Raw genomic sequence first — 24,111 nt, forward strand, 5'->3', positions numbered from 1 at the left:
TTGTTCGTTCGTCTCGCTTTTCTGGTCCGTCTCGTTCTGCTGTCTGTCTGTTTTCCGTGCGGCTTCGCATGTGTCTCGTGCGTCTTCTACACGTCGCCGCCGGCCCTTACCGGTCAGGTCAGACAGATCAGACAGATCAGACGAGGCGCAGGATCGCGCTCCGCAGGCGCTCCGAGGCGCGTTCCGCGTTGCGCTGGGCGCGTTGGAGGCGCTGAAGGCCGGCGGCCCTGCGATGCTCCTCCGCCTCGCGGTGGAGGGTCCGTATTCGGTCACGGACCAGTTCTTCTTGCATAGACGGCAGGTCGAGGCCTCTGGCGGTGAAGTAACTCATCGGGATGGTCCTTTCGGAAACGTGCGGCTCGTGGTCGGTCGGTTCTCGGTGGGTCGGGTTCTCGGTGGGTCGGGCAGCGACCGGATTGTTCAGGCAGCGACCGGGTTCTTGCGGGGACGCCCGCGCGGACGCTTCCGGGGGACGATCGCCCCCCGCAGAACAAGCTCGCCACCCCAGACACCCCACGGCTCCTCGCGCTCCAGCGCGCGGGCCAGGCAGGCCTCACGAATCGGGCAGCCCCCGCAGAGCGCCTTGGCGAACTCCACGTCCTCCGGAGACTCGGCGAACCACAGGTCGGGGTCGGTACGACAGGGGATTGTGGCTTCGTCGATCAGGTCCATGACCGTCTGGGCCCCCATCTGCTTCACCTCTCAGCTAGGTGTTGATCTTCGGTTACCTCTTGGGGTGGGGGTCAGGAATGACGCGGACAAACAAGAAGGCCGCGGATCCTGGGTGCGGATCCGCGGCCTGAAGGCTTTTTCCTCGGTCAGGTTATGACCGGAGGATGCCCCCAGGGTTGCGGACCGCGCAGTCCACCGTTTCCGATGTGCTTGGTCGTAGCTGCGTAGCTGTCGCCCACTCGGTTCCGAACGGCCGGGACGTCCGTCGCCGGGAGGGCGGTCGGAGCAAACCAGCGGCCGGTTTCGGCCTGGAAGAAGGCGGAATTGGCCTGCAGAGCCGGAGCTGCCGCGCCGTCGGCGAGGATGATCTGGCCGCCGCAAGGCAGAGCGGTGTTACGGCGCACGGAAGTGAGCCCCATCTGGGACGACATCAGGATGTTCTTCACAGTGGACTCACCTCCATTCGTGGATCGTCGGACAGTAGCGTCCGACTTGCTTGACCATGACCCTAAACCCCGGCCCGGGGAGTGGGCAACATATTTTCTACCTGCGGCTTTGCGACTATCTCACGCGGATCATCGCCTCCTGCACTACCGACACGGCCAGTTCTCCGGACCGGGTGAACATCTCCCCCTTGGCGAGTCCCCTCGCCGCCCCCGACCACGGCGACTCCTGGGCGTAGAGCATCCACTCGTCCACCCGAAAAGGACGGTGGAACCACATCGCGTGGTCCAGCGACGCACCGGAGAGGTTGGACGCGCCCCACGCGAGGCCGTGGGTCAGCAGCACGGTGTCGACCAGGGTGAAATCGGAGGCGTAGGCGGCGAGCACCACGTGCAGCAGCGGGTCGTCGGGCAGTTCCGCGTCGTAGCGGAACCACACGTTGGTGTTCGAACCGCGAAGCTCCGGGTCGCGGTAGGCCTCCCAGGTGAGGGGGGTCACGTAGCGGGCGTCCACCGGCCTCGGCCTGGACGCCCACTCGCGCAGCGGCGACTCCGCCCCCACGGCCTGGAGCATCCGGTCCTGGAAGAGCGGCAGGCCCTCGGGGTCGACCACCTGGGGCATCGTGGCCGCCTGGTGCTCGACGCCGGTCTCCGTCACGTGGAAGGAGGCCGACATGGTGAATATCGCCTTGCCGTGCTGGATGGCCACCACCCGCCGGGTGGTGAAGGACCGGCCGTCACGGACCCGCTCGACGTTGTAGACGATCGGGATGGCCGGGTCGCCGGGACGGATGAAGTAGGCGTGCAGCGAATGGACGTCGCGGTCGTCGGGCACCGTCCGTCCCGCGGCGACCAGTGCCTGGGCGGCCACCTGGCCACCGAAGACACGCTGGATGCGCTCCTCCGGGCTGCGCCCCCTGAAGATGTCGAGCTCGATCTGCTCCAGGTCGAGCAGGTCCAGGAGCTCCTTTAACGCCTCGTTCACGCGCCCTCCGTCTGGTTCGCGGCGGTACGGCACAGTTCGAGCACCGCCTCGCCATAACGGTCCAGTTTGACCCGTCCGATTCCGGTGATCGCCAGCAGGTCCTGTTCCGAGAGCGGCGCCCGTTCGGCGATGGCCTGGAGGGTGACGTCGGTGAAGATCGCCCACTGGGGGATCTTCTCGTGTTTCGCCACTCCCGTACGCCAGGACTTGAGCGCCCCGAGCAGTGCCTCGTCGTAGTCGGCGGGGCAGCCGGCACACCTGCCGAGCTTCTGCTCCGCGGCGGCCGCCAGGGTCTTGCCGCAGACCCGGCAGCTGATCGGCGCGGCGACCGGGCGGCGATCGGCCGCCGCGGCCGGGGCCGCGGTGCGGCCTTTCTGCGCGGAACGGCCGGTGAGCCCGTCCAGGAAGCGGGAGGGTTTGCGGGAACGCCGCCCGCCGGGCGAGCGCGCCAGTGCCCACGACAGCGACAGGTGGGCGCGGGCACGGGTGACGCCGACGTACAGGAGGCGGCGTTCCTCCTCGACCTGCTCGGCCGTCTCGGCGTAGATGATCGGCAACATGCCCTCGGTGACGCCGACGAGGAAGACCGCGTCCCACTCCAGGCCCTTGGCCGCGTGCAGCGAGGCCAGGGTGACTCCCTCGACCGGCGGCGCGTGCTGCTCTCCGGCCCGGCGCTCCAGTTCGGCCACGAAGGCGGGCAGGTCGGCGCCCGTGGCGGCGAGGTCCTCGGCGAGGTCGGCCAAGGCCTTCAACGACTCCCACTTCTCGCGGGCCTTGCCGCCGCCGGGAGCCTCGGGGGTGAGCCCGACGCCGGACAGGATGTGGTGCACGGTCGAGACGAGCGTGTCATCGGGCTCGGCCGAGCGGGCGGCACCGCGCAGCAGCACGACCGCCTGGCGGACCTCGGGACGCTCGAAGAAGCGGTCGGCGCCGCGCAGCACGTACGGCAGACCGGCCTTGGCGAAGGCCTGCTCGTACGTCTCGGACTGGGCGTTGACCCGGAACAGCACGGCGATCTCGCGGGTCGGCACGCCGCCGCCGACGAGCTTCCTCACCGCCCGCGCCACGCCCTCCGCCTCGGCGGTCTCGTCGTCGTACTCGGTGAAGACCGGTTCGGGACCGTCCGGGCGCTGGGCGATCAGGGCGAGTTTGTGCGGGGTCCGCGCCCTGTCGAGCACTCGGTTCGCCAGGGAGACGACCTGGGGGGTGGAGCGGTAGTCACGGACCAGCTTGATCACGGTGGCGTTGGGGTGCTCGACCGAGAAGCCGGTCAGGTAGCGGGGGGTCGCGCCGGTGAAGGAGTAGATCGTCTGGTTGGGGTCGCCGACCACACACAGGTCGTCGCGCCCGCCGAGCCAGGTGTCGAGCAACAGCTTCTGCAGCGGGTTGACGTCCTGGTACTCGTCGACCACGAAGTAGCGATACTGCTGGCGAATCTGGGAGGCCACCTCGCGGTGCTCGGTCATCACGGCCGCGGTGAGCTCCAGGATGGTCTCGAAGTCGACCAGGTGCCGGTCTCGGCGGAGGGTCTCGTAGGCCTCGTAGAGCCGGAAGACCTCCTCGGCGGGGACGGGCGAGGTGCGGCCCGCCTTCCTGGCGGCCTCCGCGTAGTCCTCGGGGGCGATCTGGGTGACCTTGGCCCATTCGATCTCGGAGGCGATGTCGCGCAGTTCGGAACGGTCCTGGTTCTTGCGCAGGGAGCGACAGGCGTCGATCAGCAGCGGCAGCTTCGACTCGATCACCCTGGGCGGGTCGCCGCCGATGACCCGCGGCCAGAAGTAGGTGAGCTGGCGCAGCGCTGCGGCGTGGAAGGTGCGCGCCTGCACGCCCGGCGTGCCGAGCTGCCGCAGCCGCTGCCTGAGCTCACCGGCCGCACGTGTGGTGAACGTCACCGCCAGCACGCCCTGGGCGTCGACCACCCCGCTGCGGACCGCGTGCGCGATGCGGTGGGTGATGGCGCGGGTCTTGCCGGTCCCGGCTCCGGCGAGGACGCAGACCGGTCCTCGGACGGCTTCGGCCACCTCACGCTGCTCGGGATCCAGTGCCGCCAGAACGTTGTCGGGCTCCACGGAGCCTCCTTACACGCAGTCGAACGGACCGGGCGGCAACATCCTCCCAGTCACTGGCCAAGCATCAGTCATTCTGGCAACATGCCGCCGTCAACCTATGTGGTTCGTCGAGATGCGCAAAGCGGGCTTTTTACTCCACAATGGGGGCCGAACGATTCCGGGGAAGGAAGAGGCCCGTGCGAACTGGGGTAACCGTGGGTGCGCTCGCCCTGGCGGCGGCGATGATCGGACCCGTGGTGGTGTACACGACCGCACACGCCCACACACTCTCGGCTCCGACCCAGCCCGGCGGCACACCCAGCCCGGCGAAGGCCGTCGGCGAGAGGGCCTCCGCCGGTGCGACGAAGGCCGGCGCGAGCAAGGTGGACATCGGCGCGTACGGCACGGCGAAGGCCAGTGTCGGAGTGGCCGACATCGGCAAGGCCGATACGAACACGACCGAGACCAGGACCGCTTCCGGAGCCGCCTCCGGGGCCGGCAAAGCCGGTACGGGCACGGCCGCGCCGGGGAAGAGCGGCGCGGGCAATCCGACGCCCCCTCCGGTGGCCCAGCCCGACCCGCTGGTCCAGGGCACCGTCATCAACACCGTCGCGTACGGTCCGTACGTCCGCCAGCGCATGGACGTCTGGCACCAGACCGACGAGCTGAAGCGGCCGGGTGTCTTCCTGATCCACGGCGGCTGGTGGTCGTCGGGCGACAAGAAGTACATGACCGAGATAAGCCGGAGCTACGCCGAGCAGGGCTACGTCGTCTTCAACATCAACTACCGCCTCTCCACCGACGCCTCCTGGCCGGCCCAGCGCACCGACACCCTCGACGCCATCGCCACCGCGCGGCGGCACGCGGCGCTGTGGTCCTTCGACCCGAACAACTACGTGATCGTCGGCTTCTCCGCCGGAGGCCACCTGGCCGGTGCCGCGGGCACCTACAAGAACGGCCTGCCCGGCCTGCGCGGCGTGGTCGGCATCTCCCCGGTGATCTCCCCGCTCACGGCGTACACCGAGGGCACCGACACCTTCGACCTGGAGAAGCGCAAGCTTCGCGAGTCGGCCATCAGGCTCGCCGGGGGCTGTGAGCCCACCGGCAAGTGCGCCAAGATCTGGGCGAGCATGGAGGTGCCGTGGCACGCGAGCCGTGGTGACGCGCCCATGCTGGTCGTGCACTCGGAGGACGAGTTCGTGTCGCCGGAGCACGGCAAGCAGCTCAAGGAGCACCTGCGCCAGGTCGGCGTGCCGGTGACGCTGTTGACCGCGCCCGGCATCGAGCACAGCTCGCCTCTTTACCGGCTGCCCGGCGTGGCGGAGCGGGTTCAGGAGTGGGTCGCGGGGAAGCTGCTCTCACCGGGAAGATGAACGGCCCTCGCTTTGTTGCCAATGGCGCCGGACATCACATGAGGGGATTTCTCACGACATGGCGCTGACTGTGTACACCACGACCTGGTGCGGCCCCTGCAAGCGACTGAAGAGCCAGCTCAGTCGCGAGGGGATCTCCTACAACGAGATCGACATCGAGAGCAACCCGGACGCCGCCACGTTCGTCATGAGCGTCAACAACGGTAACCAGGTCGTTCCCACCGTCGTGGTCGACTCCCCCACCGGCCGGGTCGTCAGGACCAACCCGTCGGTGATCGAGCTCAAGCGCATTCTGGCGGGCGCGGGCGTGTAGCCGCCCCCGGCGGGCATCGGAGCCCGGGTCCCGCGCGAAAGGCGGGTGTTCTCGGGCTCCATACGAAGGAGCGGGCGTCCTCGGGCTTCACGCGAAGGAGCAGGTGTTCCCAGGCTCCACGTGAAGGAGCGGGCGTTCTTGACGACCGTGCGCGGGGCAACCGCCCCGGCGGCACCCGAGCCCCGGTTCCGTTCCCACGGACACCGGGGCTCCCCTGCGTATCGGGACTCCCACGAACACCGGAACCCCCGCGTGCCCGGACTTTTACGAACACTGGAGCTTCCGCGTACCGAGACGCCCACGAACGCCGGAACTCCCGCGTACCGGGACGGCCTCGACCTCGCGGCCCGGCGACCCGCCGGTGGGTGGCGGGCTCTCCTCGCGGCGGGCGGTGAGGCTACCAGTCGCCGGTCAGCGGTTCGCCGTACCAGGTCTCGATGAGCCTGCGGGCGATCGACACCTCGGACGGCAGGCGCACCTCGCCGCTCTTCGTCGCGGCCAGCAGCTCGGCACGGCTGAACCAGTGGGCCTCGGCGATCTCCTCGGGATCGAGGACGAACTCCGTCGACGTGGCCCGCGCGAAGAAGCCGAGCATCAGGCTGCGCGGGAACGGCCAGGGCTGGCTGCCCATGTAGCGCGGCTCGGCGACGCGCACACCGACCTCCTCGGCCACCTCGCGCGCCACGGCGTGCTCCAGCGACTCGCCCGGCTCGACGAACCCGGCCAGCACCGACAGCCGCCCCTCGGGCCACTGCGGCCCCCTGGCCAGCAGACACCTGTCATCGTCGTCGTGAATCAGCATGATCACCGCGGGGTCGACCCGGGGGAAGTGCTGGCTGCCGTCCCTGGGGCAGACGCGCACGTGCCCGCCCGCGCGCACCTCGGTGGCGCTCCCGCACCGGGGACAGAACTCGTGGGTGGAGTGCCAGGCGTCCAGGGCGACCGCGTACACCAGCAGCCCGGCGTCCAGGTCCCCCAGCAACGACCCCACCTGGCGGAGCCCGGTGGTGAGGGTCTGGCCCTCCTCCAGCTCCGAGGGGGCGAGCGAGGAGACGATCCGCTTGAGGGAACCGGTGTGGGTGCTGTCGGCCAGCGGCGCCGCCACGGCGAAGTACGCGATGCCCTCGGCGTCGACACCGAGCAGGTAGCGCTCTCCGTCCGGCGCGTCGGCCGTGGGCAGCAGGACCAGCTTGGCCTCTCCGCCGCTACGCCGGACCAGCGCCTGCCCGTCGTCGACGACCACGACCCTGGTCGCGGTGTCCGCCCAGGCCCTTTCGAGCCACTCGGCGTCGCCGCGAAGCGCCGCCGACCGGTCAATGGCACTGCGCGCGAGCAGCAGCGGTCCCAACAGTCCTTCTTGTGCCGTGATCTCCACGCCGTTCCGCCTCCCCAACCGAGTGCACATACTATGCCGCCGGACGAGGCCCCTCTCCGCGTGTCTCGGCGTACGGACCGGGAGGGGTATCGCGCGTCCCGGCACATCACCGGCTTTTCCCTCCCCCCTCCCCCTTTGTCCGGTTCTCCCCGCCCTCGGTTCTTCCGGTTCCGGGCTCCCCGGGGTTTCACTTGGTTCTTCGGAGTTTTTCCAGGCTTTTCCAGCTTCTTCCGCGTTTTCCGGCACGACCGAGGTGCGAGCAGACATACCGACAGAGACGCGGGTACCGGGGGTTTTCTCCCGGTACCCGCGTCTCTCGTGACGCCCCACCCGCTGTGCCGGTGGTGCCGCGCCGTCAGCTTGCGAACACGATCACGTTGTCCCGGTAGCTGCGCCGCTTGCGGTCGAAGGTTCCACCACAGGTGATGAGCCTCAGCTCGGCTCCCTTGGAGGATCCGTACACCTGCCCGTCGGGGATCCGGCTCTTCGGGAAGCGGGCCAGGCGCCGGACGGTGAACGTCACCGTGCTTCCGTCGGCCCTGTCGACGTGGACGCGGTGTCCCGGACGGAGTTTCCCGAGCCGGTAAAAGACAGCGGGCCCCGTCCTGGAGTCCACGTGCCCGGCGATGACCGCCGCACCGGCCTCGCCGGGCTCGGGACCGGCCTTGTTCCAGCCCACCCGGTCGAAGCGAGCCGGAGCGACCAGCTTGTTCCTCGCGTCCAGCTTCAACGCGATCACCGTGGTGGAGACCCCGATCGCCGGTACGCGGAGCCGCACGGGGTTGGCGACCTCACCCCTGGCGGGAGGCCGTACGACCTGGGTGACCGTGGAAGCTCCGGAAACCGTGGAGGCCGTGGAGGTTGTGGAGGTGCTGTGCGCGGCGACCTCGGTGGAGCACGCGGTCAGGGCCACGAGGGCGGAGAGAGTGGAGAGAGCGGCCACGAGGGCACCGGGGGTCCGCACGGTCAGCTCCCCGAGGTGAATCGGCGGCTGAACCAGAAGCCGCCACCCGCCAGCAGCGCGCTACCGGCCAGTCCCACCGGCACCCAGAGCGGCATGCCCTCCTTCTCAGCCGTCCCGCCGAACCCGGTCTCCACCCCGCCGGCCGGAGCGCGGTCGTCATCATCGTCGTCGTCACGGGAGGTGCCACCCTGACCGGTGTCCACCCCACCCGCAGGCGCACGGTCATCGTCGTCGTCATCGTCACGCGACGCACCACCCTGACCGGTGTCCACCCCACCCGCAGGCGCACGGTCATCGTCATCATCGTCGTCATCGTCACGCGACGCACCACCCTGACCGGTGTCCACCCCACCCGCAGGCGCACGGTCATCGTCATCATCGTCGTCGTCACGCGACGCACCACCCTGACCGGTGTCCACCCCACCCGCAGGCGCACGGTCATCGTCATCATCGTCGTCGTCACGCGACGCACCACCCTGACCGGTGTCCACCCCACCCGCAGGCGCACGGTCATCGTCGTCGTCATCATCGTCACGCGATGTACTGCCCTGGCCGGTTTCCACGCCGCCCCGGGGGAGGTCGTCGTCCCGATCGTCGGCGGGTCCGGCTCGCCGGTCGTCCTTGTCGTCGCGGTCATCACGATCGTCGTCACCGCCGTCGTCGTCATCACCGCCTCTGTCGTCGTCGTCATCATCGTCGTCATCGTCCGCGACGTGGGTCACCGCCGTGGGCGAGGCCGGGAACGCGGACGCCTGGGCCGCCGGGATGCCGGCGAGGACGCCGGTGGTCCCGAGTCCGAGGGTGATCGCGATGGCGAGCAGGGTCCGCCGTAGTACCAGGCTCATCTGGCCCTCCTGAAGGTCGTTCCGCACCTTCTGTGCGGATGACTCAAGATTTCCGGTGGCCGGTGGACCCATCATGAGCGTGGGATGAGAGGACTCTCACCCGACTCGCAGGCGGTAGCCGGAACCCCTGACGGTCTCGATCCGCTGGTTTCCCAGCTTGCGACGCAGGTAGCGGACGTAGACGTCCACCACGTTCGAGCCGGGGTCGAAGTCGAACCCCCACACGTGGCTGAGCAGCTGCTGGCGGGTGAGAACCTGGTCGGGATGGCGGCAGAAGATCTCCGCGAGGGCGAACTCGCGGGTGGACAGGTCGACGGAGCGGTCGCCCACGTGAGCCCGCCGGGTCCGCAGGTCCAGGGCGAGGTCACCGACGCGCAGGACGGTCGTCTCGGGAACGCGTTCCGGGCGCAGGCGGAGCCGTACCCGCGCCAGCAGTTCCTCGAAGGAGAAGGGCTTGGCGAGGTAGTCGTCGGCACCTCCCTCAAGGCCCGCGACGGTGTCGGCGACGCTGTCACGGGCGGTGAGGATGATCACGGGAATGGTCGCCATCTCCTGCCGGAGCCGTCGCAGGACCGTGAAACCGTCGCTCAGGGGAAGCCCGATGTCCAGGATCATCAGGTCGAAGCGACCGGCGCGGGCGTACTCGTACGCCGCGACCCCGTCCGCGACGACGGTGGTCGTGAACCCGTTGCCTCTCAGGCCCTTCTCCAGGAAGGACGCGATCCGGCCCTCGTCCTCGGCTATCAGGATGCGGTTCACCCTTGGCTCCTCCCTCGGGGACTGTCACGGTCGCGTCTTCCGCACCGCGCGGCGGGGTTCTTCTCGTACGGGGACATCAGTCCTCGTACGGGGACGTCAGGGGGATCTCCTCGTACGGGAAGGAGATCAGGAAGAGCGCCCCGCCCCCGTTCGCCTCGCGGACCCGCACGATGCCCCGGTGTGCCTCGGCGATGGAGCGGACGATGGCGAGGCCGAGTCCCGCGCCGTCGTGCGACCCGGTGCGGGCCGCGCCCCGGACGAAGCGGTTGAAGATCCGTTCGCGGTCCTGCTCCGGCACGCCGGGACCGGTGTCGCGCACCCACAGCTCCACCTGGCCTTCCCGTACGGCGGAACCGACCGCGATCAGGTCGCCGGGACCGGTGTGCCGCACGGCGTTGGCCACGAGCTGTATCAGCGCCTGGGTGAGACGCTGCCTGTCGGCCGTGACCTGTTCCTCGGCCACCTCGTCCACCCGCCAGCGGCGCTCTCCCAGGGCTCGGGCCTTGGCCACGACCTCGACGGTGAGGTCGGCGAGCTCGACCTCACCGGGGGTGACGAAGCCCGGCTGCTCGGACCTGGCGAGCATGATCAGGTCGTCGACGAGCCTGTTCATCCGTCCCAGCTCGTCGGTGACCAGGGCCAGGGTGGCCGCCCGTTCCCCGGGGTCGTCGCCCATGAGTTCGAGGTGGCCGCGGACGACCGTGATCGGGGTGCGCAGCTCGTGGCCGGCGTCGTCGAGGAAGTCGCGCTGCACGGCGAAGGCACGTTCCAGCCGGTCGAGCATGTGGTTGAAGGTCGCGGCCAGCGCGGAGACGTCGTCGTCGCCGGAGACGGCGAGGCGCCGGCTGAGATCGCTGGAGCCACCGATCCGCTCCGCCGTCTGGCGGACCAGCCGTACGGGGGCGAGAACCCTTCCCGCGACGAACCAGCCGGCGGCCCCGGCCAGGAGCAGCGCCGCCAGCGCGGTGAGGCCCAGCACGCGCACCGCCTCGACGATCTCCTGGCGTTCGAGGTCGTAGAAGACGATGGCCACGAAGGAGCCCTCGATCTCGCCGTCGGCGATCACGGGCATGACCGCCCAGCGGACGCGCCCGGCCGTACTGGTGGCCCAGTCCTGCTCGGGCTCGGTCGCGGCGGCCATCCGCGCCACGAGCGCCCGGTCGGTGTCCAGTACGGCCGGGGGGTCGGCGTACGTGACCCATCGGGCCTTACCGTCCACGATCACGAAGAAGGTCTCGTGGCGGTCGGGCGCGTTGACCGCCATGTAGTCCTCAAGCATCGCCCTCGGAGAGGCGGACGAACTCTCTGCGTACTTGCGGAGTTTCTCCATCTCGTTGGCCAGCTCGGCGTTCACCCGGTTTTCGAGCGTGGCCAGCAGGATGGTCCAGGTGGCGAACACCGAGACGCTCAGGGCGAGGCCGACGACCACGAGCATCCAGCCCACGATGCGGGCCCGTGCGCTCACCGTCCGGCCGTCGCCTCTGCCGCCGCCGCTCCGGCCACCGCCGTCCCGGCCGTCGCCTCCCCGGTGACCGCCTTCCCGATGAGCGCCGCTTCGGCCGTCCTGGGCACCGTCGCGCCGGGGACCGCCGTCACCTCGGTGGCCGCCGCCTCAGTCGTCATCGCCACCACCGTCATCGTCGTCGTCATCTCCGCCTCGCGGCGGCGGCGGTGGCTTCACCCGTTCGGCCCGCTCCCTTCCGGTCACGCTGGACGCCCCGAGCTCGCCGGAGGTCGCGGAACCGGGAGATGTCCGATCGCCCCGCACCTTCGGATCGCCGGGGGCCCCGGAGCCGTCCGAGGCCCGGGGGTCGGCCGGTGCCGTGGAGTCTCCGGAGGGCGGCGGCTGCGCGGTGCCCGTCTCGGCCGTCTCGCTCCCACGGTCCCGGTCGACCACGACGGCGTTCCCGAGATCACCCGGGTTGCGTTGGACCAGAACCACGACCGCGACCATCGCGACCGCGGTGGCGAGTATCCCGATCATCAGGGAGACGGTGGATGTCCTGCGGCTCATGCCTCCACGCTAGGCGCCGCCACGGGAGATCAGGCTGTGATGGAGATGAGAAGACTCTCATCATCGGGCGACACGGACATGTAATGTCAATAGGCCGATCGCCCCCGCGTGATGATCGACCTCAGGCTAGGATCACCGAGTTAGGTTAGCCTTGCCTGATATCGGGGGTCCCTGCATTGCGGCTGTACCTCACCGCGCTGAAACCGACCGACTCGGTCACCGACGGCTTCCTCCCGGCGGCACGCGCGCTCGGCTGCGAGGTCACGATCCTCACCGACCGCCCCGAGCAGTACCGCGGCTCCGGGGCCGAGGTGCTCCGCTGCGACGTGCGCGACGCGCGGGCGGTGATCGACACCGTCGCGCACCACCGCGTCCCGGACGCGATCTTCTCCAACTCCGACCACATCCAGGCGGAGACCGCGCTCGCCGCCGCGTACTTCGGCCTCCCCGGCAAGGACTGGCGGGCCTGCGTCGACACCAAGAACAAAGCGCTCACCCGGAGGCGGCTGGCCGCCGCCGGGGTCGAGACCGTCCGTTCCGCGCGGCTGGCACCGGCCGACCCACCGCCCGCGGACATGCCGTTCCCCGCGGTCGTGAAGCCGCGCGAGGGCGTGGCCAGCGAGGACGTCGTACTGGTCCGCGACGCGGGCGAGCTCGCGGCGGCCGTCGCGGCCATCCGGGACAGACGGCCGGGAGAGACCCTGGTCGTGGAGGAGTATCTCGACGGCCCGCTGCACACGATGGAGACGCTCGGCGACGGCGAGCGGGTCAGGGTGCTCGGCGGTTTCCGCACCACCCTCGGGCCACTGCCGCACTTCGTGGAGGAACGGCTCGACTGGGAGCCGCCTCCCGGCCGTGACCACGTGCTGCGGGCGCTGGAGGCGCTGCGGGTGGGGTTCGGTGCCTGCCACACCGAGTACGTGATGACCCCGGCCGGGCCGCGGATCGTCGAGGTCAACTACCGGGTGATCGGCGACCACTGCGACTTCCTGCTGGCGAGCATGCTGGACGCGCCCCTGTTCGAGCTCGTGCTCAGGGTGCATCTCGGGGCGGCGCCGAAGCTCCCCGACCGGACCGAGGGGCACGCGACCGCGCTGAGCCTGGTCGCCGACCGTCCGGGGACCGTGGTGAGTGCTCCCGGCACGGTCGTTCCCGCGCCCGGCGACCCGGTCCGGATCTGGCACCGGCCGCTGCGCGCCGTGGGCGACCGGATCGACCTGAGCAACACCAACCGCGACTACATGGGCATCGTCCGCGCCATCGGACCCGATCGGGCACGTGTGGACGCGGCCGTCGCCGCGTTCACGGCGGAGAACCCGTGGGTGATCGCATGAGCCGGGAACCATACCTCGCCACCCGGGTGCTGAACGCGCTCCTGCGCGAGGACTACGGCGGCCTGGCCGGGCGGGTGACCCGCGGCAAGGACGGCGTCGCGCTGGTCCTGCCGGGGGGCAGGCGGGTACGGCTGACCCCCGGCTCGCTGTTCCAGGACTTCGTGGCGGCCCCGGAGGAGTCGCTCCGCCTGGAAGAGGTCCTGCACGCCCTGCGGGAGATCTCCGCCCCCGCCGACGCCGCCGGGGTCGAGTCGTTCGTCACGGAGTGCCGCGAGGCACTGCGCGCCCTCGACCTTCACGACGTCCACCGCGAGGAGGTGCTCGCCAGGCTGTACGCGACCGTCGCCGCCCCGCGCCCCGGTCTCACGCGTGCGACGGAGAACGGGACCGGACGCGCGACGGGAGACGGGGCCTCGCGCACGGCGGGCAGTGGGAGCGGAGGCGAGAGCGGGCATGGAAGCGGGCGGGGCGGCATGTGGTACGAGACGCTGGCCGCGTTCCTCGACCACCCGGTCTACCCGACGGCCCGGTGCCGGATCGGCCTGTCCGACGAGGATCTGACCGCGTACGCGCCGGAGTTCGCGCCCGCCTTCGAGCTGCGATGGGCCGCGGTGCCTCGGGAGCGGCTCACCGGGACGGAGATGCCGGGGGCACCCGGATTCCCCGCCGTCGGCCTGGCCGGGGAGCTCGCGGAGACCCACGTGCTGTTCCCCGTACACCCGCTGACGGTCCCCACGGTCGGGGAGATCCCGTGGACGATCGTGGCCCCGCTGGCGTACCTGGAGGTCAGGCCCACGCTGTCGATGCGCACGGTCGAGATCGCCCCGGGCACGCACCTGAAGCTGCCGCTGACCACCAGCACCCTCGGGCTGCGCAACCGGAGGTCGCTCAAGCCGGAGACGCTGGCCGACGGGGCACGGGCCGAGTTGCTCCTGCGGGCCATGCCCGATCCCGAGGTGCTCCTGGCCGACGAGCAGACGTACGGGCACGCCGGGCATGAGTACCTGGGCTGGCTCCTGCGCCGCCATCCCGCGGGGGAGGTCGTCCCGGTCGCGGCGCTTCCGGCGCCGCTGCCCGGGGGCGGGCTGGTCGTGGAGGAGCTCGCCGGGCGGTGGTTCGGCGGGGACGTCACCCGGCTGCTCGGCCGGTACCTGCGGATGCTGTTCCGCTTCCACGTGCGGCTCTTCGTCAGGTACGGCACGGCGCTGGAGGCCCACCAGCAGAACCTCTCGCTGGTGTTCGACGCCGAGGCCACGGGCGAAGACACTGTACGGCTGCTCGTCAAGGACAACGACGGCCTGCTGACCTCGCCCGACAGGCTGAGGGACGCCGGGCTCGCGGTGCCGGACCTCACCGACGCGCGGATGTTCACCGACGACCCGCACGCGCTCGCCGACGTGTTCGTGACCATCACCCTGCACCTGGCCGCGGCGGCCGTGACGTTCGGCGCGCTGCCGCCGCCGAGGGCCTTCGAGCTGGTCCGCGACACGCTCGCCGAAGCGCTCGACGAGTACGGGGAGGATCCGATGGCCCGGCTGCTGCGGGCCAGGACCCTCGACGCCGCCCGGCTCGTGGGCAAGTCGATGATCACCGCCGGAACCCTGGTGGACAAGACGCGCACCGGTGCGCGGGACGTGAACAAGTTCTATGGCACGAGCGGCCCGAACTATCTCCGCCAGCCTCCCCAGATCACGCGAAGGACGACATGACCAGCCTCGCCCTCGGCTCACCCGCCGCCGTCGCCGTCGCCGAGGAGGCCTCGCTGTCGGCGCTGCTGCGCTGCTGCGTGAGGGAGATCTCGGGGCCTCAGGGGCAGGTCGGCCACGAGGATCCGTACCTGCTGCTGCGCGTCGCGGGCACCCGCCTGCGGGTCCGCGCGCACGGCGGGCTCGCGCTGCGCTTCGAGGGGCGGCCCGAGTGGCTGGAGAACGGCTCCTGGCGGCCGCTCTCGGCGGACGTGCTCGTCCGGCTGGTGGAGACCGAACTCGGCGAGGACAACGACGAGTTCGCCGCCCAGGTGGCCGCGAGCAGGGACGCCATGGCGGCGCTGATCGCGGCCCGGCGGGAGGTGCCGCCGCCCGCCGACCCGTGGCTCGCCTCGGAACAGGCGCTGGTCTTCGGGCACCCGTTCCATCCCAGCCCGAAGGCGCGCGGTGGCGAGGGCTGGCTGCGCTACGCGCCCGAGGCGCACGCGAGCTTCCCGCTGCGACTGCTCGGGGTCAGGGACGACGTGCTGGCCGAGGCGGGTGACAGCGGCTCGCTCGACGAGCTCGGCCAGGCGCCGCCCGGCTACTCGCTGCTGCCCGCGCACCCGTGGCAGCTGGAGCTGCTCGCGGCGGAGCTGGCCGCGCCGCTGGCCGACGGCCGTCTGGTCGACCTGGGCGACAGCGCCCGGAGGGCGGTTCCCACGTCGTCGGTCCGCACGGTCTACGAGCCGCTGATCGACCGGTGCCTGAAGTTCAGCCTGGACGTGCGGATCACCAACTGCCTGCGGAAGAACTCCTGGTACGAGCTGGCGGGCGCGGTCGAGCTGAGCCGTCGCCTCGAACCGGTGTTCCTCGACCTGGAGGCCGCCTTCCCCGGCACCCGCTGGCTGCCCGAGCCGGGCTACCGCTCCGCGGAGCTGGGCACCCGGCTGCTGGAGGGGCTCGGCGTGATCGTCAGGCTCGGCCCGTGGTCGGTCTGCAGGCCGGGGGTGACCCCCCTGCTGAGCGGCGCGCTGGCCGCCGGGCGGCAGGGGGCCGACGCGGTTCCAGGCGACGTACCAACCATGGCCGGGTGGCCGGTGGCCGATCCGGTGCGCTGGTGGCGGGCGTACGTGGAGCGCGTGGCGCCGCCGGTGCTCGACGCCTACCTCGACCACGGCGTGGTGCTGGAACCCCACCTGCAGAACGTCCTGATCGGCGTGGACGCGGACGGGCTGCCCGTGGAGGCCGTCTTCCGCGACCTGGAGGGCACGAAGCTCGTCGCCGGGCGGCACGACCTGTCCGGACTGCCCGGCCGGGTCGCCGAGGCGCTCACCTACGACGCGGCCTCCGGCTGGAACCGGGTGGTCTACTGCCTGATGGTCAACCACCTCGCCGAGATCGCCGCCTCTCTCGCGGGGACCGGGTCCACACGGGAGCTGTGGGCGGTGGCAGGGGAGGTCCTGGCGGAGTACGCGGCGTCGCGCGGGTGGCCCCGGCCGCTGTCGGACCTGCTGTCGGGGGCGCCGCTACCGGCCAAGGCCAACCTGTCGGTCCGGTGGGCGCGCTCGGCGGACCGCTCCGCGGAGTACGTGACGGTCGCCAACCCGCTGGCCACGGCCTGAGCAGCGGGCGCCCTTCCCACGGGATCCGGCCTCCGGCCTGGCAGCGGGCTCAGGCCCGATGTGGGAGACGGCGGCGACCGTCACCGCCGTCTCCCCGAACGGTGACGGTCGCCGCCATCTTCCCGGACGGTGACGGTCGCCGCCGTCTCCCGGGGCGGTGACCGTCACCGTCGTCCTTCACCCTCTACGGCAGGGTGTTCGTCACCGGGGGTAGACCTCCAGCTCGTAGAGGGAGTAGCCGTAGGACGTCCCCCGCGTGACACCCTGCATGCGGACGTACCGGGCGCTGGTCGGGGTGAACCTCACGTTGTCCACGCCCCCGTTTCCGGTGGTGGTGGAGTAGACGGTGGTCCAGGTGGAGCCGTCGGTCGAGGTCTGGATCGAGTACGCGGACCCATAGGCCGCCTCCCAGCGCAGCAGGGCCCTGGCCACGGTCGTGGCCGACCCGAGATCGACCTGGAGGTACTGGTTGTCGCTGGACGAGCTCGACCACCGGGTGGTCGGGTCGCCGTCGACGGACCTGCTCGCCGGGTAGAAGAGCTGGGTGCTCGACGCCCTGGCGGTCCTCCCTTCCGCCACGTTGGCGATCGCGTCGCCCCGGTGGGCGGGGAACGACACGACCTGCTGGTAGGTCGGCCGGTTCTGCCAGGAGATCAGCGAGTGCGTGATCCCGCCGAGCGGCGACTGCTCGACGGCGTCGGAGCACCACTGGTCGCCCGCCGAGCACACGTCGTCCGCCGGGTAGGTCGTGGCCGCGGGCTCGGCGAGCGCCGCCGCCAGGCTCTCCAGCAGGACGGTACGGCAGCCCGCCACCGTGCCGTTCCCGCAGTACTTGGCGGGCAGCGGCCCGGAGACCGGGTCGCCGAGCACGCTCCTGACGTCCTTGCTCACGTAGCCCCACCAGCCGTACTGGAACGCCGACCCCTTGTGCGCCTGGGCCTCGTTCGCGGAGGTGGGCAGGGTGGATAGGTCGCCCTGCTGGTGGCCGGAGGGTGACTCGTTGATCTGGATGGCGTTCACCACCGACTGGTAGAGACCGTCACCCAGCCCCGGCCTGAACTGCGCGCGGACGAGCTTGGGCCACCACGCGTCGAACGCGCGGATCGCCTCGGCGTGGGCGTACGCCCTGCTGCCCGGCGAGGTCTCCAGCCTCCTCGATCCCGACGACGTCCAGGCCGCCAGCTTGGCGACCGCCGAGGCGAGGGCGGGGTCGGTCACGGCCACGCTGTTGATCACCCGGAGCAGGTCGGGCAGGACCTTCCTGCCTCGCAGGTCGGTCACGGCGGCATCGGCCATGATCTTCGTGGTGCCCGCCCGGTCGAGCTTGCCGCTTCCCGACAGGGCCGCCTTGATCGGGGCGTCCAGCAGGTCGGCCCGGTGAACGGGGCCGAAGCTGAAGTTGCCGTCCGCGGCGCCGTAGTCCTTGGCCTGCTTGTTGTTCCAGCTGACGAAGTAGTCCTGGTTGACCGCCTGCGGGTGGGTGGCGGGGGCCGTGTAGGTCGCGGTGTTGGCGGCCGGGTCGAAGCCCGCCCACTCGTGGGCCGCGTCGGCCGTCATCGGCAGGTTCGGGTCGGACACCGCGGACCTGACCGGGGTGTTGCCCGACATGAAGTACGCCGAGTCCCTGGAGTTGACGTAGAACCAGTTGAACGCGAAGCCGATGGTGGAGGCCGAGTTCGTGAACGCCGCCGGGTCCCCCATCTGGGCCGGGTCGTTGAACATCTGGAAGCCGATCGCCGAGTCGACCTCGTGGTGGTACGTCGACCGCAGCGTGGCGAAGGCGGTGGGCTGCCCGCCGACGGTGCCGCGCCAGCTCACCAGCCCGTACTTCGTGCGCTGGATGACGAGGTCGTACGATCCGACGGCGGTGGAGTCAGCGACGGTGGGCTTCCACGAGTTGGTCTTCCGCAGCGTCTCCATCTCCGTGCAGACGCCCCGGTAGAGGTAGTGGTTGGACGCGGTGGTGACCGCGCCGCCGCCGGGCGCGCAGAGCTGGAGGGCGTACGTGTCGGTGATGTCCTGGCCGCTGGAGGTCGCGCTCCAGGCGTAGTCGGTGCCCCGGCCGAGCAGCACGTAGAGGTTGAGCCCGGCGAAGGCGGCGCCGCGCGCCCGGATGCCGGGTCCGGAGAGCTCCTGCAGCATGAGCAGCTGGGGGGCGAAGTAGCCCGTCTGCGGGCCGAACACCGCGACCGGGTTCCCGGTCGCCGACTTGGCCGCCGACACCACCACGGCGTTGGACATGCCGGGCTTGGAGTTGTCGACGAGCAGCCCGTCGAGCACGCCCTTCTGCGCCGTGGCCGCGACCGAGGTGGCGGAGCCGGTCTCGTTCGCGGTGACGTCCACCGGTGCCGTCGACGGGTCGGGGAGGACGACCCCGGTGGCTCCGGCGGGCGCGTTACCGAACGGGAAGCTCTGGCCGTTGTGCAGGGTGAGCGTCGTCTCGGGGTCGTTCTGTGCCCGGAACGCCGACCAGACCTGGTCGCCGGCCGCGGTGCCGTACTTGGCGCGGGCCGCGACCCGCACCAGCGCGGACTGCATCTCCGCTCCCCCGCCGCCGCCGAACAGTCCGCCGATCACCCCGGAGATCGCGACCAGGTCGGTCATGGTGAAGTCCACCGGCCCGCCCGCGTTGGTGATCGCGTCGAGGTGCCCGGTCAGGACGTACTCGCCGGGACAGTTGCGGTCCGCCATGCAGCGGTCGATGTAGGCGTTGATGCCGGCGATGTAGTGCTGCACGTCGGTGTAGAGCCGCGCGCCCCGGGGGCCGGAGTCCCTGAGCCTGGTGATCTGCGCCTGGAGGTCCGCCTCGGTGTAGGGGGAGTTGCGCCAGGCGCTCTGCTCCAGCGCCCGGTTGCCCGGCGCGCCACCGGCGAACGGCGTCAGCTCGCCGCGGCCCACGTGCCGCATCAGGTCCATCACCCACAGGCGGTCCTGCGCGCCCGCGTACCCGGCGCCGAACATCGTGCCCTCGCGGGTCGTCCCGGTGATGTGCGGGACACCGGTCGCCTTGTCCCTGACGATCGTCACGTCCGATCGCGGGCTCGTGGTGCTCTCCACCTGCCCGGCGGGCACCCCGAACGAGGCGTCGTTGAAGAAGTCGGCGATCTGGTCGTTGGTCAGGCCGGTGTAGCCGGACAGGAGGTTCGCGTACCTGCCGAGCTGGTCGTCGCTGTGCTTCGGCCTGGTACCCAGGGTCTGGTGGGCGAGGATCCCGGCCAGGGTCGCGTTGCCGTTCTGCCCCGGGGGCAGGATGTCGGCGCACTCGCCGAGGCAGTAGTCGTCAGGAGGGAGAACGGCCGCCGCCGTGGTTTCGGACGCGGTCTTGAACGCGGTCTCGGACACGGTTTCGGACGCGGTTTTGGACGCGGCAGCGGATGCGGGCACGACGGGGGATGCCAGCGCGATGACCAGCAGCAACCCGGAGGCCGCCGTGGTCACCCGCCGGAGACGTGCATGCATAGGAGGATCCCCTAAACATGAGGCGAACTCGGATGTTGAGAGGAACATACGTTCCGGCCAACACCGAATCAATGGCGGCTGTGATAATCGCCCGTATCATTTTTGACTCGTTGTCAGAACGTCCGGTCGACCCTTTCGCGGACCGGGGAGGATGGAATCAGGCCCGCACAATCAGCGGAACGGGACATACCAGACCGCGAGCGGGAACCCTCCCACGCGGCCCACACCGTCTTGCCGGTTTCGGCGGGAACGACTCCCCAGCGGTCGGCCAGCGCCTCTACGATCGCGAGCCCCCTGCCGTGGGAGGCGTCCTGACCGAGGTCGAGCAGGCGGGGACGCCCGGAGCCGTGATCGGTCACCCGCACACAGACTCCCCGGGCCATACTCCACAGCGACAACCGGATCGGCGCCTCCCCGTACACCGTGGCGTTCGCCACCAACTCGCCGACCACCAGAACCACGTCGTCGACGAACTCGGACGGCAGGCCCCAGCCGGTGAAGGTGTCCCGCGTCATCCGTCGGGCCTCGCCGACGGTCGCCGGGTCACGGGGAATGTCCCAGCAGACGGTCCGGAGTCCGTCGGGGGTGCCTGCGATCATCGGATCTCCTTGCCCGTGCCAGTGGGATTCCGTCTGCCCGTGGGATTCCGGCACCAGCCGCACGCCGGACGGCGTCGCCGGTTCCGCCTCTTCGGTCTCGCGCATCAGCGCGCACAACTCCTCGGCCGTACCCGCCTGCACGACCAGCGGCTCGCCTCCCACCGCAATGGCGTAGAACCGGCGCCCGCCCACCCCGTACATGACCAGCCAGCCCACCTCAGCCTGATCCAGCAGGGCCGCGACCTCCCGCTGCTCGCGGTCCCACAGCCGTGGGCCTCGCTGATCGACGGGCTCTCCCCGCCGATGCCGCCCGTTCACGCCGCTTTCCCTTGCCGCAGCATGCCCGGGTACGCCCTCCGCCCGCCCAAGGCGAGCTCGTCCGGTGGCCGACCTCGCCCGTACGACGCGAGCGACTTGGCGACCACCGGCTCCGCAGGCCGGGCGTGACGTCCGTGACCGGAAAACGGCCACGTCTCCCCCGGCGGGCGCACCGATGCCGAACCGGACAACCGCCCGGCGAACCCCAGCCGCCACCACTCCGCCAGCCTCGCCCGGAACTGCGCGGGCGTCGGCCGCTCGTAGGCGTGCGCCTGCCGGTGCGGTAGGCACCGGTCATCGTGCGCGTACGGCGAATGCCCACACCACCGGCACCCCAACGGCGCGGGCGGCCGGTCACCACTGAAACGCATCCGGATGATCCGGACTGCTCTTGTAAAGTCGACCATGGGACGGACCTCCAGTGTCCGGTTCAAGAAGTCCGTCGGGTGTTGGTAGCACCCGGCGGACTTCGCCTTCCGTAGGTGTTTGTCCTGCCGAAAACGCGCCGCCAGAGCGATCGCAATCCTGACCTGATCAGCCCCGGCGTCCGACGTAGTGTGCCGTTCACCGAAGCTCGCAACCTCTTGCCGCCCCTTCCAGCATTTCGTCCATTGGGAGCTCTTCAATGGACGAGACTCTCTGTAATCATGCATCAGCTCTCAGTGAGATGCAATAGTGCATAGCAACAAGTGCAAGAGCGAAGGAGACGAGCATGCCCAGCAGCAACGTTGAGCCCCATGGCCCGAGCCCGACCCTGCGTGCCCGCCGCCTGGCGGTGGAACTGACCAGCCGCCGCGATGCCGCCGGGCTGACTCGCGAAGAAGCCGCTCGCCGGTTGGAATGGTCACCCTCGACCATCTTCCGCATCGAGACCGGCCGCACCCGGCCACAGCCCCGAAGTGTGCGTGAACTACTTGACCTCTACGGCGTCACAGGCGCTGAGCGTGACGGTCTCATCCAACTCGCCCGCGACGCTCGGCAGCCCGGCTGGTGGCACTCCTTCCGCGACGTGCTACCGAATCCGTATGAGGTCTACATCGGCCTCGAAGCCGGAGCGGCCTCACTACGCAACTTCGAACCGATGATCATCCCCGGCCTGCTTCAGACAGCCGATTACGCCAGAGCGTCGGTCAAGGGCGGCGCGGAAGAACTCGACGCCGACGAAATAGACCGTCTGGTAGAGGTCCGTCTCACCCGTCAGCAGATCCTCACCCGGCAAGACCGCCCTCGACTCTGGGCCATCATCGACGAGGCCGTCATCCATCGGGTTGTCGGCAGCCCGGCAATAATGCGCGAGCAGTTGCATCAGCTGATCGCCGCTGCCGAAGAAGGTAAGACCACCCTGCAAGTCGTGCCGTTCAGCGGAGGCGCCCACGCGGGCACTACCGGCCCGTTCGTCATCTTCGGCTTCCCTGAGCCGACCGATCCCCATGTGGTCTATGTGGAGACCCTCGCCGGTGACCTATATCTCGAAAAGCATGCCGATGTCGCCCGCTATACCATCGCCTTTGAACGGCTGCGCGCCACGGCACTGTCACCCGACGACTCCACGGACCTCATGAAACGAGCAGCCGACAGCTTGACATAGAGCGCGACGCAAAGAAGGAGCCCGGGATGCACCCCGCCCCCTCCCATCTGAAGTGGCAAAAGAGCACCTACAGCAGCCAGAGCGGCAACTGCGTCGAGGTCGCGAACCTGCCCGGAGGCGGCAGGGCCGTACGAGACAGCAAGGACCCCAACGGCCCCACACTGGACTTCACCGCTGATGAGTGGCGCACGTTCATTGGCTACGTGAAGAACAGTGAGATCGCCTGATCGAACCACCGGCCCTGACGCCGACTCCACCGCAAGGAGTCTCGGCCAGACAGTCTCATCTCTGCGTGGGGTTCCGCAGCCGTCTGCATGGAGGGCATGCCACGACGGGTGAAATGGGCCGCTCCGATCCTCAGCGAGTATGCGGAGGATCGACGGTCTCGCTCGCCGCTGTGATCAGAGCACGGGCATGAAGACCGTAGACGGCGACTTCGGCCAGCTTCGCGAAGCCCTTCTTGTACAGGGCGACCTCTGAGGGCTGAGTGACGGAAAGGGACGCCGTAAGCAGTTCTACCTGGACCAGATCCTCATCGAAAACGTTGAAGCCCTCCAATGCCCAGATGCGACGCTCGGCCGTGAAAGGAATCACTCCCAGGGATATCGAGGGCAGCGACATGACTGTCAGCAGATGAGCGAGCTGCCCGGCCATCACCTCGGCGTCGCCGATGCGGTAACGCAACACCGACTCCTCAATCAGCAAGGCGAAACGACGGTTACCTTCGTACAGGACGCGTGAGCGTGCGATCCGGGCGGCAACGGCTTTCTCCGTGTCGTCGCGTACGCCATGAAACGCTCCGAACGCCGCCAGAAGGGCGTGGGCGTACTCAGAGGTCTGGAGAAATCCGGGTATCACATGGGAGCAGTACACGCGAAAGTGGCGAGTAGCTTCGTAAAGCGGGACCTTGGAGTCCTGGAGCCGGCGGAGTCCTGATTTCTGGAGTCGGCGCCATTCGACATACATCGAATCGACCGCCCGCGATGTGGCGATCAGATCGTTTATCTGGTCTTGAGCGTCGCACGCCGTACACCACGCCCGGATGTCGGCATCGGAGGGGAGCGTACGGGCGTGTTCGATCCGGGAACACTTGGACTCGTGCCACCCCGCGGCCTCCGCGATCGCACGGGCGGTCAGACCCGCATCAAGGCGAATCTCACGGAGGCGGTCGGCCAGGGCCTGGCGGGCCTGCTGGCTACCGGAATGCGGCGAGGTGGACACAAGCGCAGTGATCTTCAGACGGGCCGGTACGCCGCGTGGTCGACGGCGCGTTCCCAGACGGAGTCGAAGGCGGAAAGACACAGTTTGATCAGCGCGGGATCGCTGGTCAGCTCCTCGCCCAGGTAGTCGCCGTCACCAGAGAAAAAGCCGAATCGGACCAGATGGTCGTCGAACACCCAGAAATCATTCCCAGGTAGCGCAAGATCTGAGGCCTGCCTGCGAGGCAGCCATCGCACCGACTCGCCGGCCGCGATGTTCAGCGGGGTTGTGAGGTCGTATTCATGCCGTATGTATTCGGTCACCGGCTCAGAGACGATGCGAGCCCGGCGAACGCCCACTCCCCGGGCGACCGTCGCACCCACCAGCTCCAGCCACTCACGCCAGTAAGCGTCCACGTCGATGGTCCCGTCCACCTTCCAGCGAAGGTAGGCGGGATCGTCAGGGGTGTAGACGTCGCGCATCTCCAGGTGTACGGCGGAGCGTCGCGCGGT

Annotated in this window: 23 protein-coding genes; 7 read left to right on the forward strand and 16 right to left on the reverse strand. The window is 69.8% G+C overall.

Features of this window, described 5'->3' with window-relative positions:
• Positions 1-136: 136 nt before the first annotated feature.
• From OG587_RS00110 to OG587_RS00130, 5 genes are all read right to left on the reverse strand, one after another.
• The gene (locus OG587_RS00110) at positions 137-331 is read right to left on the reverse strand and encodes a hypothetical protein (protein ID WP_329085646.1); all 195 of its coding nucleotides are present in this window, start codon (positions 329-331) and stop codon (positions 137-139) included.
• 89 nt (positions 332-420) lie between these two features.
• Positions 421-690 (reverse strand): WhiB family transcriptional regulator, encoded by a 270-nt coding sequence (locus OG587_RS00115; protein WP_329085648.1) that lies wholly within the window; start codon positions 688-690, stop codon positions 421-423.
• 128 nt (positions 691-818) lie between these two features.
• Positions 819-1,118, reverse strand: coding sequence for a hypothetical protein (locus OG587_RS00120; protein WP_329085649.1), 300 nt, complete (start codon positions 1,116-1,118; stop codon positions 819-821).
• 115 nt (positions 1,119-1,233) lie between these two features.
• A complete protein-coding gene (tesB, locus tag OG587_RS00125) occupies positions 1,234-2,100 on the reverse strand; it encodes an acyl-CoA thioesterase II (RefSeq protein ID WP_329085650.1) in 867 nt (288 codons plus the stop codon).
• Positions 2,097-4,169, reverse strand: coding sequence for an ATP-dependent DNA helicase UvrD2 (locus tag OG587_RS00130; protein ID WP_329085651.1), 2,073 nt, complete (start codon positions 4,167-4,169; stop codon positions 2,097-2,099). Before OG587_RS00130 ends, tesB begins: the two co-directional genes overlap by 4 nt.
• Positions 4,170-4,345: 176 nt before the next feature.
• On the opposite strand from OG587_RS00130, the gene OG587_RS00135 reads away from it, so the two are divergent.
• Positions 4,346-5,521 carry an alpha/beta hydrolase gene (locus tag OG587_RS00135; protein WP_329085653.1) on the forward strand — a complete coding sequence of 392 codons (1,176 nt, stop codon included), beginning with the start codon at positions 4,346-4,348 and terminating at the stop codon, positions 5,519-5,521.
• A gap of 58 nt (positions 5,522-5,579) precedes the next feature.
• Complete coding sequence (locus OG587_RS00140) at positions 5,580-5,834, forward strand: glutaredoxin family protein (RefSeq protein WP_329085656.1); 255 nt, start codon at positions 5,580-5,582, stop codon at positions 5,832-5,834.
• 397 nt (positions 5,835-6,231) lie between these two features.
• Here the strand turns inward: OG587_RS00140 and nudC are convergent, their stop codons facing one another.
• The 7 genes from nudC to OG587_RS00175 form a co-directional block, all read right to left on the reverse strand.
• Positions 6,232-7,209, reverse strand: a complete 978-nt coding sequence (nudC, locus tag OG587_RS00145) for an NAD(+) diphosphatase (RefSeq protein ID WP_329085658.1) — start codon at positions 7,207-7,209, stop codon at positions 6,232-6,234.
• A 355-nt stretch (positions 7,210-7,564) separates the two neighbouring features.
• The gene (locus tag OG587_RS00150; RefSeq protein WP_329085659.1) at positions 7,565-8,173 is read right to left on the reverse strand and encodes a class F sortase; all 609 of its coding nucleotides are present in this window, start codon (positions 8,171-8,173) and stop codon (positions 7,565-7,567) included.
• A 2-nt stretch (positions 8,174-8,175) separates the two neighbouring features.
• A complete protein-coding gene (locus OG587_RS00155) occupies positions 8,176-8,895 on the reverse strand; it encodes a hypothetical protein (RefSeq protein ID WP_329085661.1) in 720 nt (239 codons plus the stop codon).
• A 219-nt stretch (positions 8,896-9,114) separates the two neighbouring features.
• On the reverse strand, positions 9,115-9,777 hold the full coding sequence (locus tag OG587_RS00160) for a response regulator transcription factor (RefSeq protein WP_329085662.1): 663 nt from the start codon (positions 9,775-9,777) through the stop codon (positions 9,115-9,117).
• 76 nt (positions 9,778-9,853) lie between these two features.
• Positions 9,854-11,242 (reverse strand): sensor histidine kinase, encoded by a 1,389-nt coding sequence (locus OG587_RS00165; protein WP_329085664.1) that lies wholly within the window; start codon positions 11,240-11,242, stop codon positions 9,854-9,856.
• Positions 11,239-11,400 (reverse strand): hypothetical protein, encoded by a 162-nt coding sequence (locus OG587_RS00170; RefSeq protein WP_329085667.1) that lies wholly within the window; start codon positions 11,398-11,400, stop codon positions 11,239-11,241. Before OG587_RS00170 ends, OG587_RS00165 begins: the two co-directional genes overlap by 4 nt.
• Positions 11,390-11,791, reverse strand: a complete 402-nt coding sequence (locus OG587_RS00175) for a hypothetical protein (protein ID WP_329085669.1) — start codon at positions 11,789-11,791, stop codon at positions 11,390-11,392. The genes OG587_RS00170 and OG587_RS00175 overlap by 11 nt, the downstream gene beginning before the upstream one ends.
• 176 nt (positions 11,792-11,967) lie before the next feature.
• Here OG587_RS00175 and OG587_RS00180 point away from each other — a divergent pair, with 176 nt between their 5' ends.
• Genes OG587_RS00180 through OG587_RS00190 form a run of 3 tightly spaced genes read left to right on the forward strand, consistent with a single transcriptional unit; the run spans position 11,968 to position 16,435 of the window.
• On the forward strand, positions 11,968-13,125 hold the full coding sequence (locus OG587_RS00180; protein ID WP_329085671.1) for an ATP-grasp domain-containing protein: 1,158 nt from the start codon (positions 11,968-11,970) through the stop codon (positions 13,123-13,125).
• Positions 13,122-14,834: an IucA/IucC family protein gene (locus OG587_RS00185; RefSeq protein ID WP_329085673.1), complete on the forward strand. Its 1,713-nt coding sequence runs from the start codon at positions 13,122-13,124 to the stop codon at positions 14,832-14,834. Before OG587_RS00180 ends, OG587_RS00185 begins: the two co-directional genes overlap by 4 nt.
• On the forward strand, positions 14,831-16,435 hold the full coding sequence (locus tag OG587_RS00190) for an IucA/IucC family protein (protein ID WP_329085675.1): 1,605 nt from the start codon (positions 14,831-14,833) through the stop codon (positions 16,433-16,435). Before OG587_RS00185 ends, OG587_RS00190 begins: the two co-directional genes overlap by 4 nt.
• 201 nt (positions 16,436-16,636) lie before the next feature.
• Here OG587_RS00190 and OG587_RS00195 read toward each other — a convergent pair whose 3' ends face one another.
• Both OG587_RS00195 and OG587_RS00200 read right to left on the reverse strand, forming a co-directional pair.
• Positions 16,637-19,894, reverse strand: coding sequence for a penicillin acylase family protein (locus OG587_RS00195; RefSeq protein ID WP_329085677.1), 3,258 nt, complete (start codon positions 19,892-19,894; stop codon positions 16,637-16,639).
• A gap of 113 nt (positions 19,895-20,007) precedes the next feature.
• Complete coding sequence (locus tag OG587_RS00200) at positions 20,008-20,811, reverse strand: ATP-binding protein (RefSeq protein WP_329085678.1); 804 nt, start codon at positions 20,809-20,811, stop codon at positions 20,008-20,010.
• 712 nt (positions 20,812-21,523) lie between these two features.
• On the opposite strand from OG587_RS00200, the gene OG587_RS00205 reads away from it, so the two are divergent.
• Together OG587_RS00205 and OG587_RS00210 are read left to right on the forward strand one after the other, a co-directional pair.
• Complete coding sequence (locus OG587_RS00205; RefSeq protein WP_329085680.1) at positions 21,524-22,399, forward strand: helix-turn-helix domain-containing protein; 876 nt, start codon at positions 21,524-21,526, stop codon at positions 22,397-22,399.
• Positions 22,400-22,425: 26 nt separating this feature from the next.
• Positions 22,426-22,626 (forward strand): DUF397 domain-containing protein, encoded by a 201-nt coding sequence (locus OG587_RS00210; RefSeq protein ID WP_329085682.1) that lies wholly within the window; start codon positions 22,426-22,428, stop codon positions 22,624-22,626.
• A 130-nt stretch (positions 22,627-22,756) separates the two neighbouring features.
• On the opposite strand, the gene OG587_RS00215 is transcribed toward OG587_RS00210, so the two are convergent.
• Both OG587_RS00215 and OG587_RS00220 read right to left on the reverse strand, forming a co-directional pair.
• Positions 22,757-23,620 carry a helix-turn-helix domain-containing protein gene (locus OG587_RS00215; protein ID WP_329085683.1) on the reverse strand — a complete coding sequence of 288 codons (864 nt, stop codon included), beginning with the start codon at positions 23,618-23,620 and terminating at the stop codon, positions 22,757-22,759.
• Positions 23,621-23,634: 14 nt separating this feature from the next.
• Positions 23,635-24,081, reverse strand: coding sequence for a DUF6879 family protein (locus OG587_RS00220; RefSeq protein ID WP_329085684.1), 447 nt, complete (start codon positions 24,079-24,081; stop codon positions 23,635-23,637).
• Between the last annotated feature and the right edge of the window lie 30 nt (positions 24,082-24,111).

Origin of the sequence: Streptosporangium sp. NBC_01469 (assembly GCF_036227305.1) — a bacterium.
GTDB lineage: Bacteria > Actinomycetota > Actinomycetes > Streptosporangiales > Streptosporangiaceae > Streptosporangium.

Bases quoted from the DNA above. Each gene is read 5' to 3' on its own strand.
- OG587_RS00110 (WP_329085646.1), bottom strand. From the start codon at position 331: ATGAGTTACTTCACCGCCAGAGGCCTCGACCTGCCGTCTATGCAAGAA.
- OG587_RS00115 (WP_329085648.1), bottom strand. From the start codon at position 690: ATGGGGGCCCAGACGGTCATGGACCTGATCGACGAAGCCACAATCCCC.
- OG587_RS00140 (WP_329085656.1), top strand. From the start codon at position 5,580: ATGGCGCTGACTGTGTACACCACGACCTGGTGCGGCCCCTGCAAGCGA.
- OG587_RS00170 (WP_329085667.1), bottom strand. From the start codon at position 11,400: ATGACGACTGAGGCGGCGGCCACCGAGGTGACGGCGGTCCCCGGCGCG.
- OG587_RS00175 (WP_329085669.1), bottom strand. From the start codon at position 11,791: ATGAGCCGCAGGACATCCACCGTCTCCCTGATGATCGGGATACTCGCC.
- OG587_RS00185 (WP_329085673.1), top strand. From the start codon at position 13,122: ATGAGCCGGGAACCATACCTCGCCACCCGGGTGCTGAACGCGCTCCTG.
- OG587_RS00190 (WP_329085675.1), top strand. From the start codon at position 14,831: ATGACCAGCCTCGCCCTCGGCTCACCCGCCGCCGTCGCCGTCGCCGAG.
- OG587_RS00195 (WP_329085677.1), bottom strand. From the start codon at position 19,894: ATGCATGCACGTCTCCGGCGGGTGACCACGGCGGCCTCCGGGTTGCTG.
- OG587_RS00205 (WP_329085680.1), top strand. From the start codon at position 21,524: ATGCCCAGCAGCAACGTTGAGCCCCATGGCCCGAGCCCGACCCTGCGT.
- OG587_RS00210 (WP_329085682.1), top strand. From the start codon at position 22,426: ATGCACCCCGCCCCCTCCCATCTGAAGTGGCAAAAGAGCACCTACAGC.
- OG587_RS00220 (WP_329085684.1), bottom strand. From the start codon at position 24,081: ATGCGCGACGTCTACACCCCTGACGATCCCGCCTACCTTCGCTGGAAG.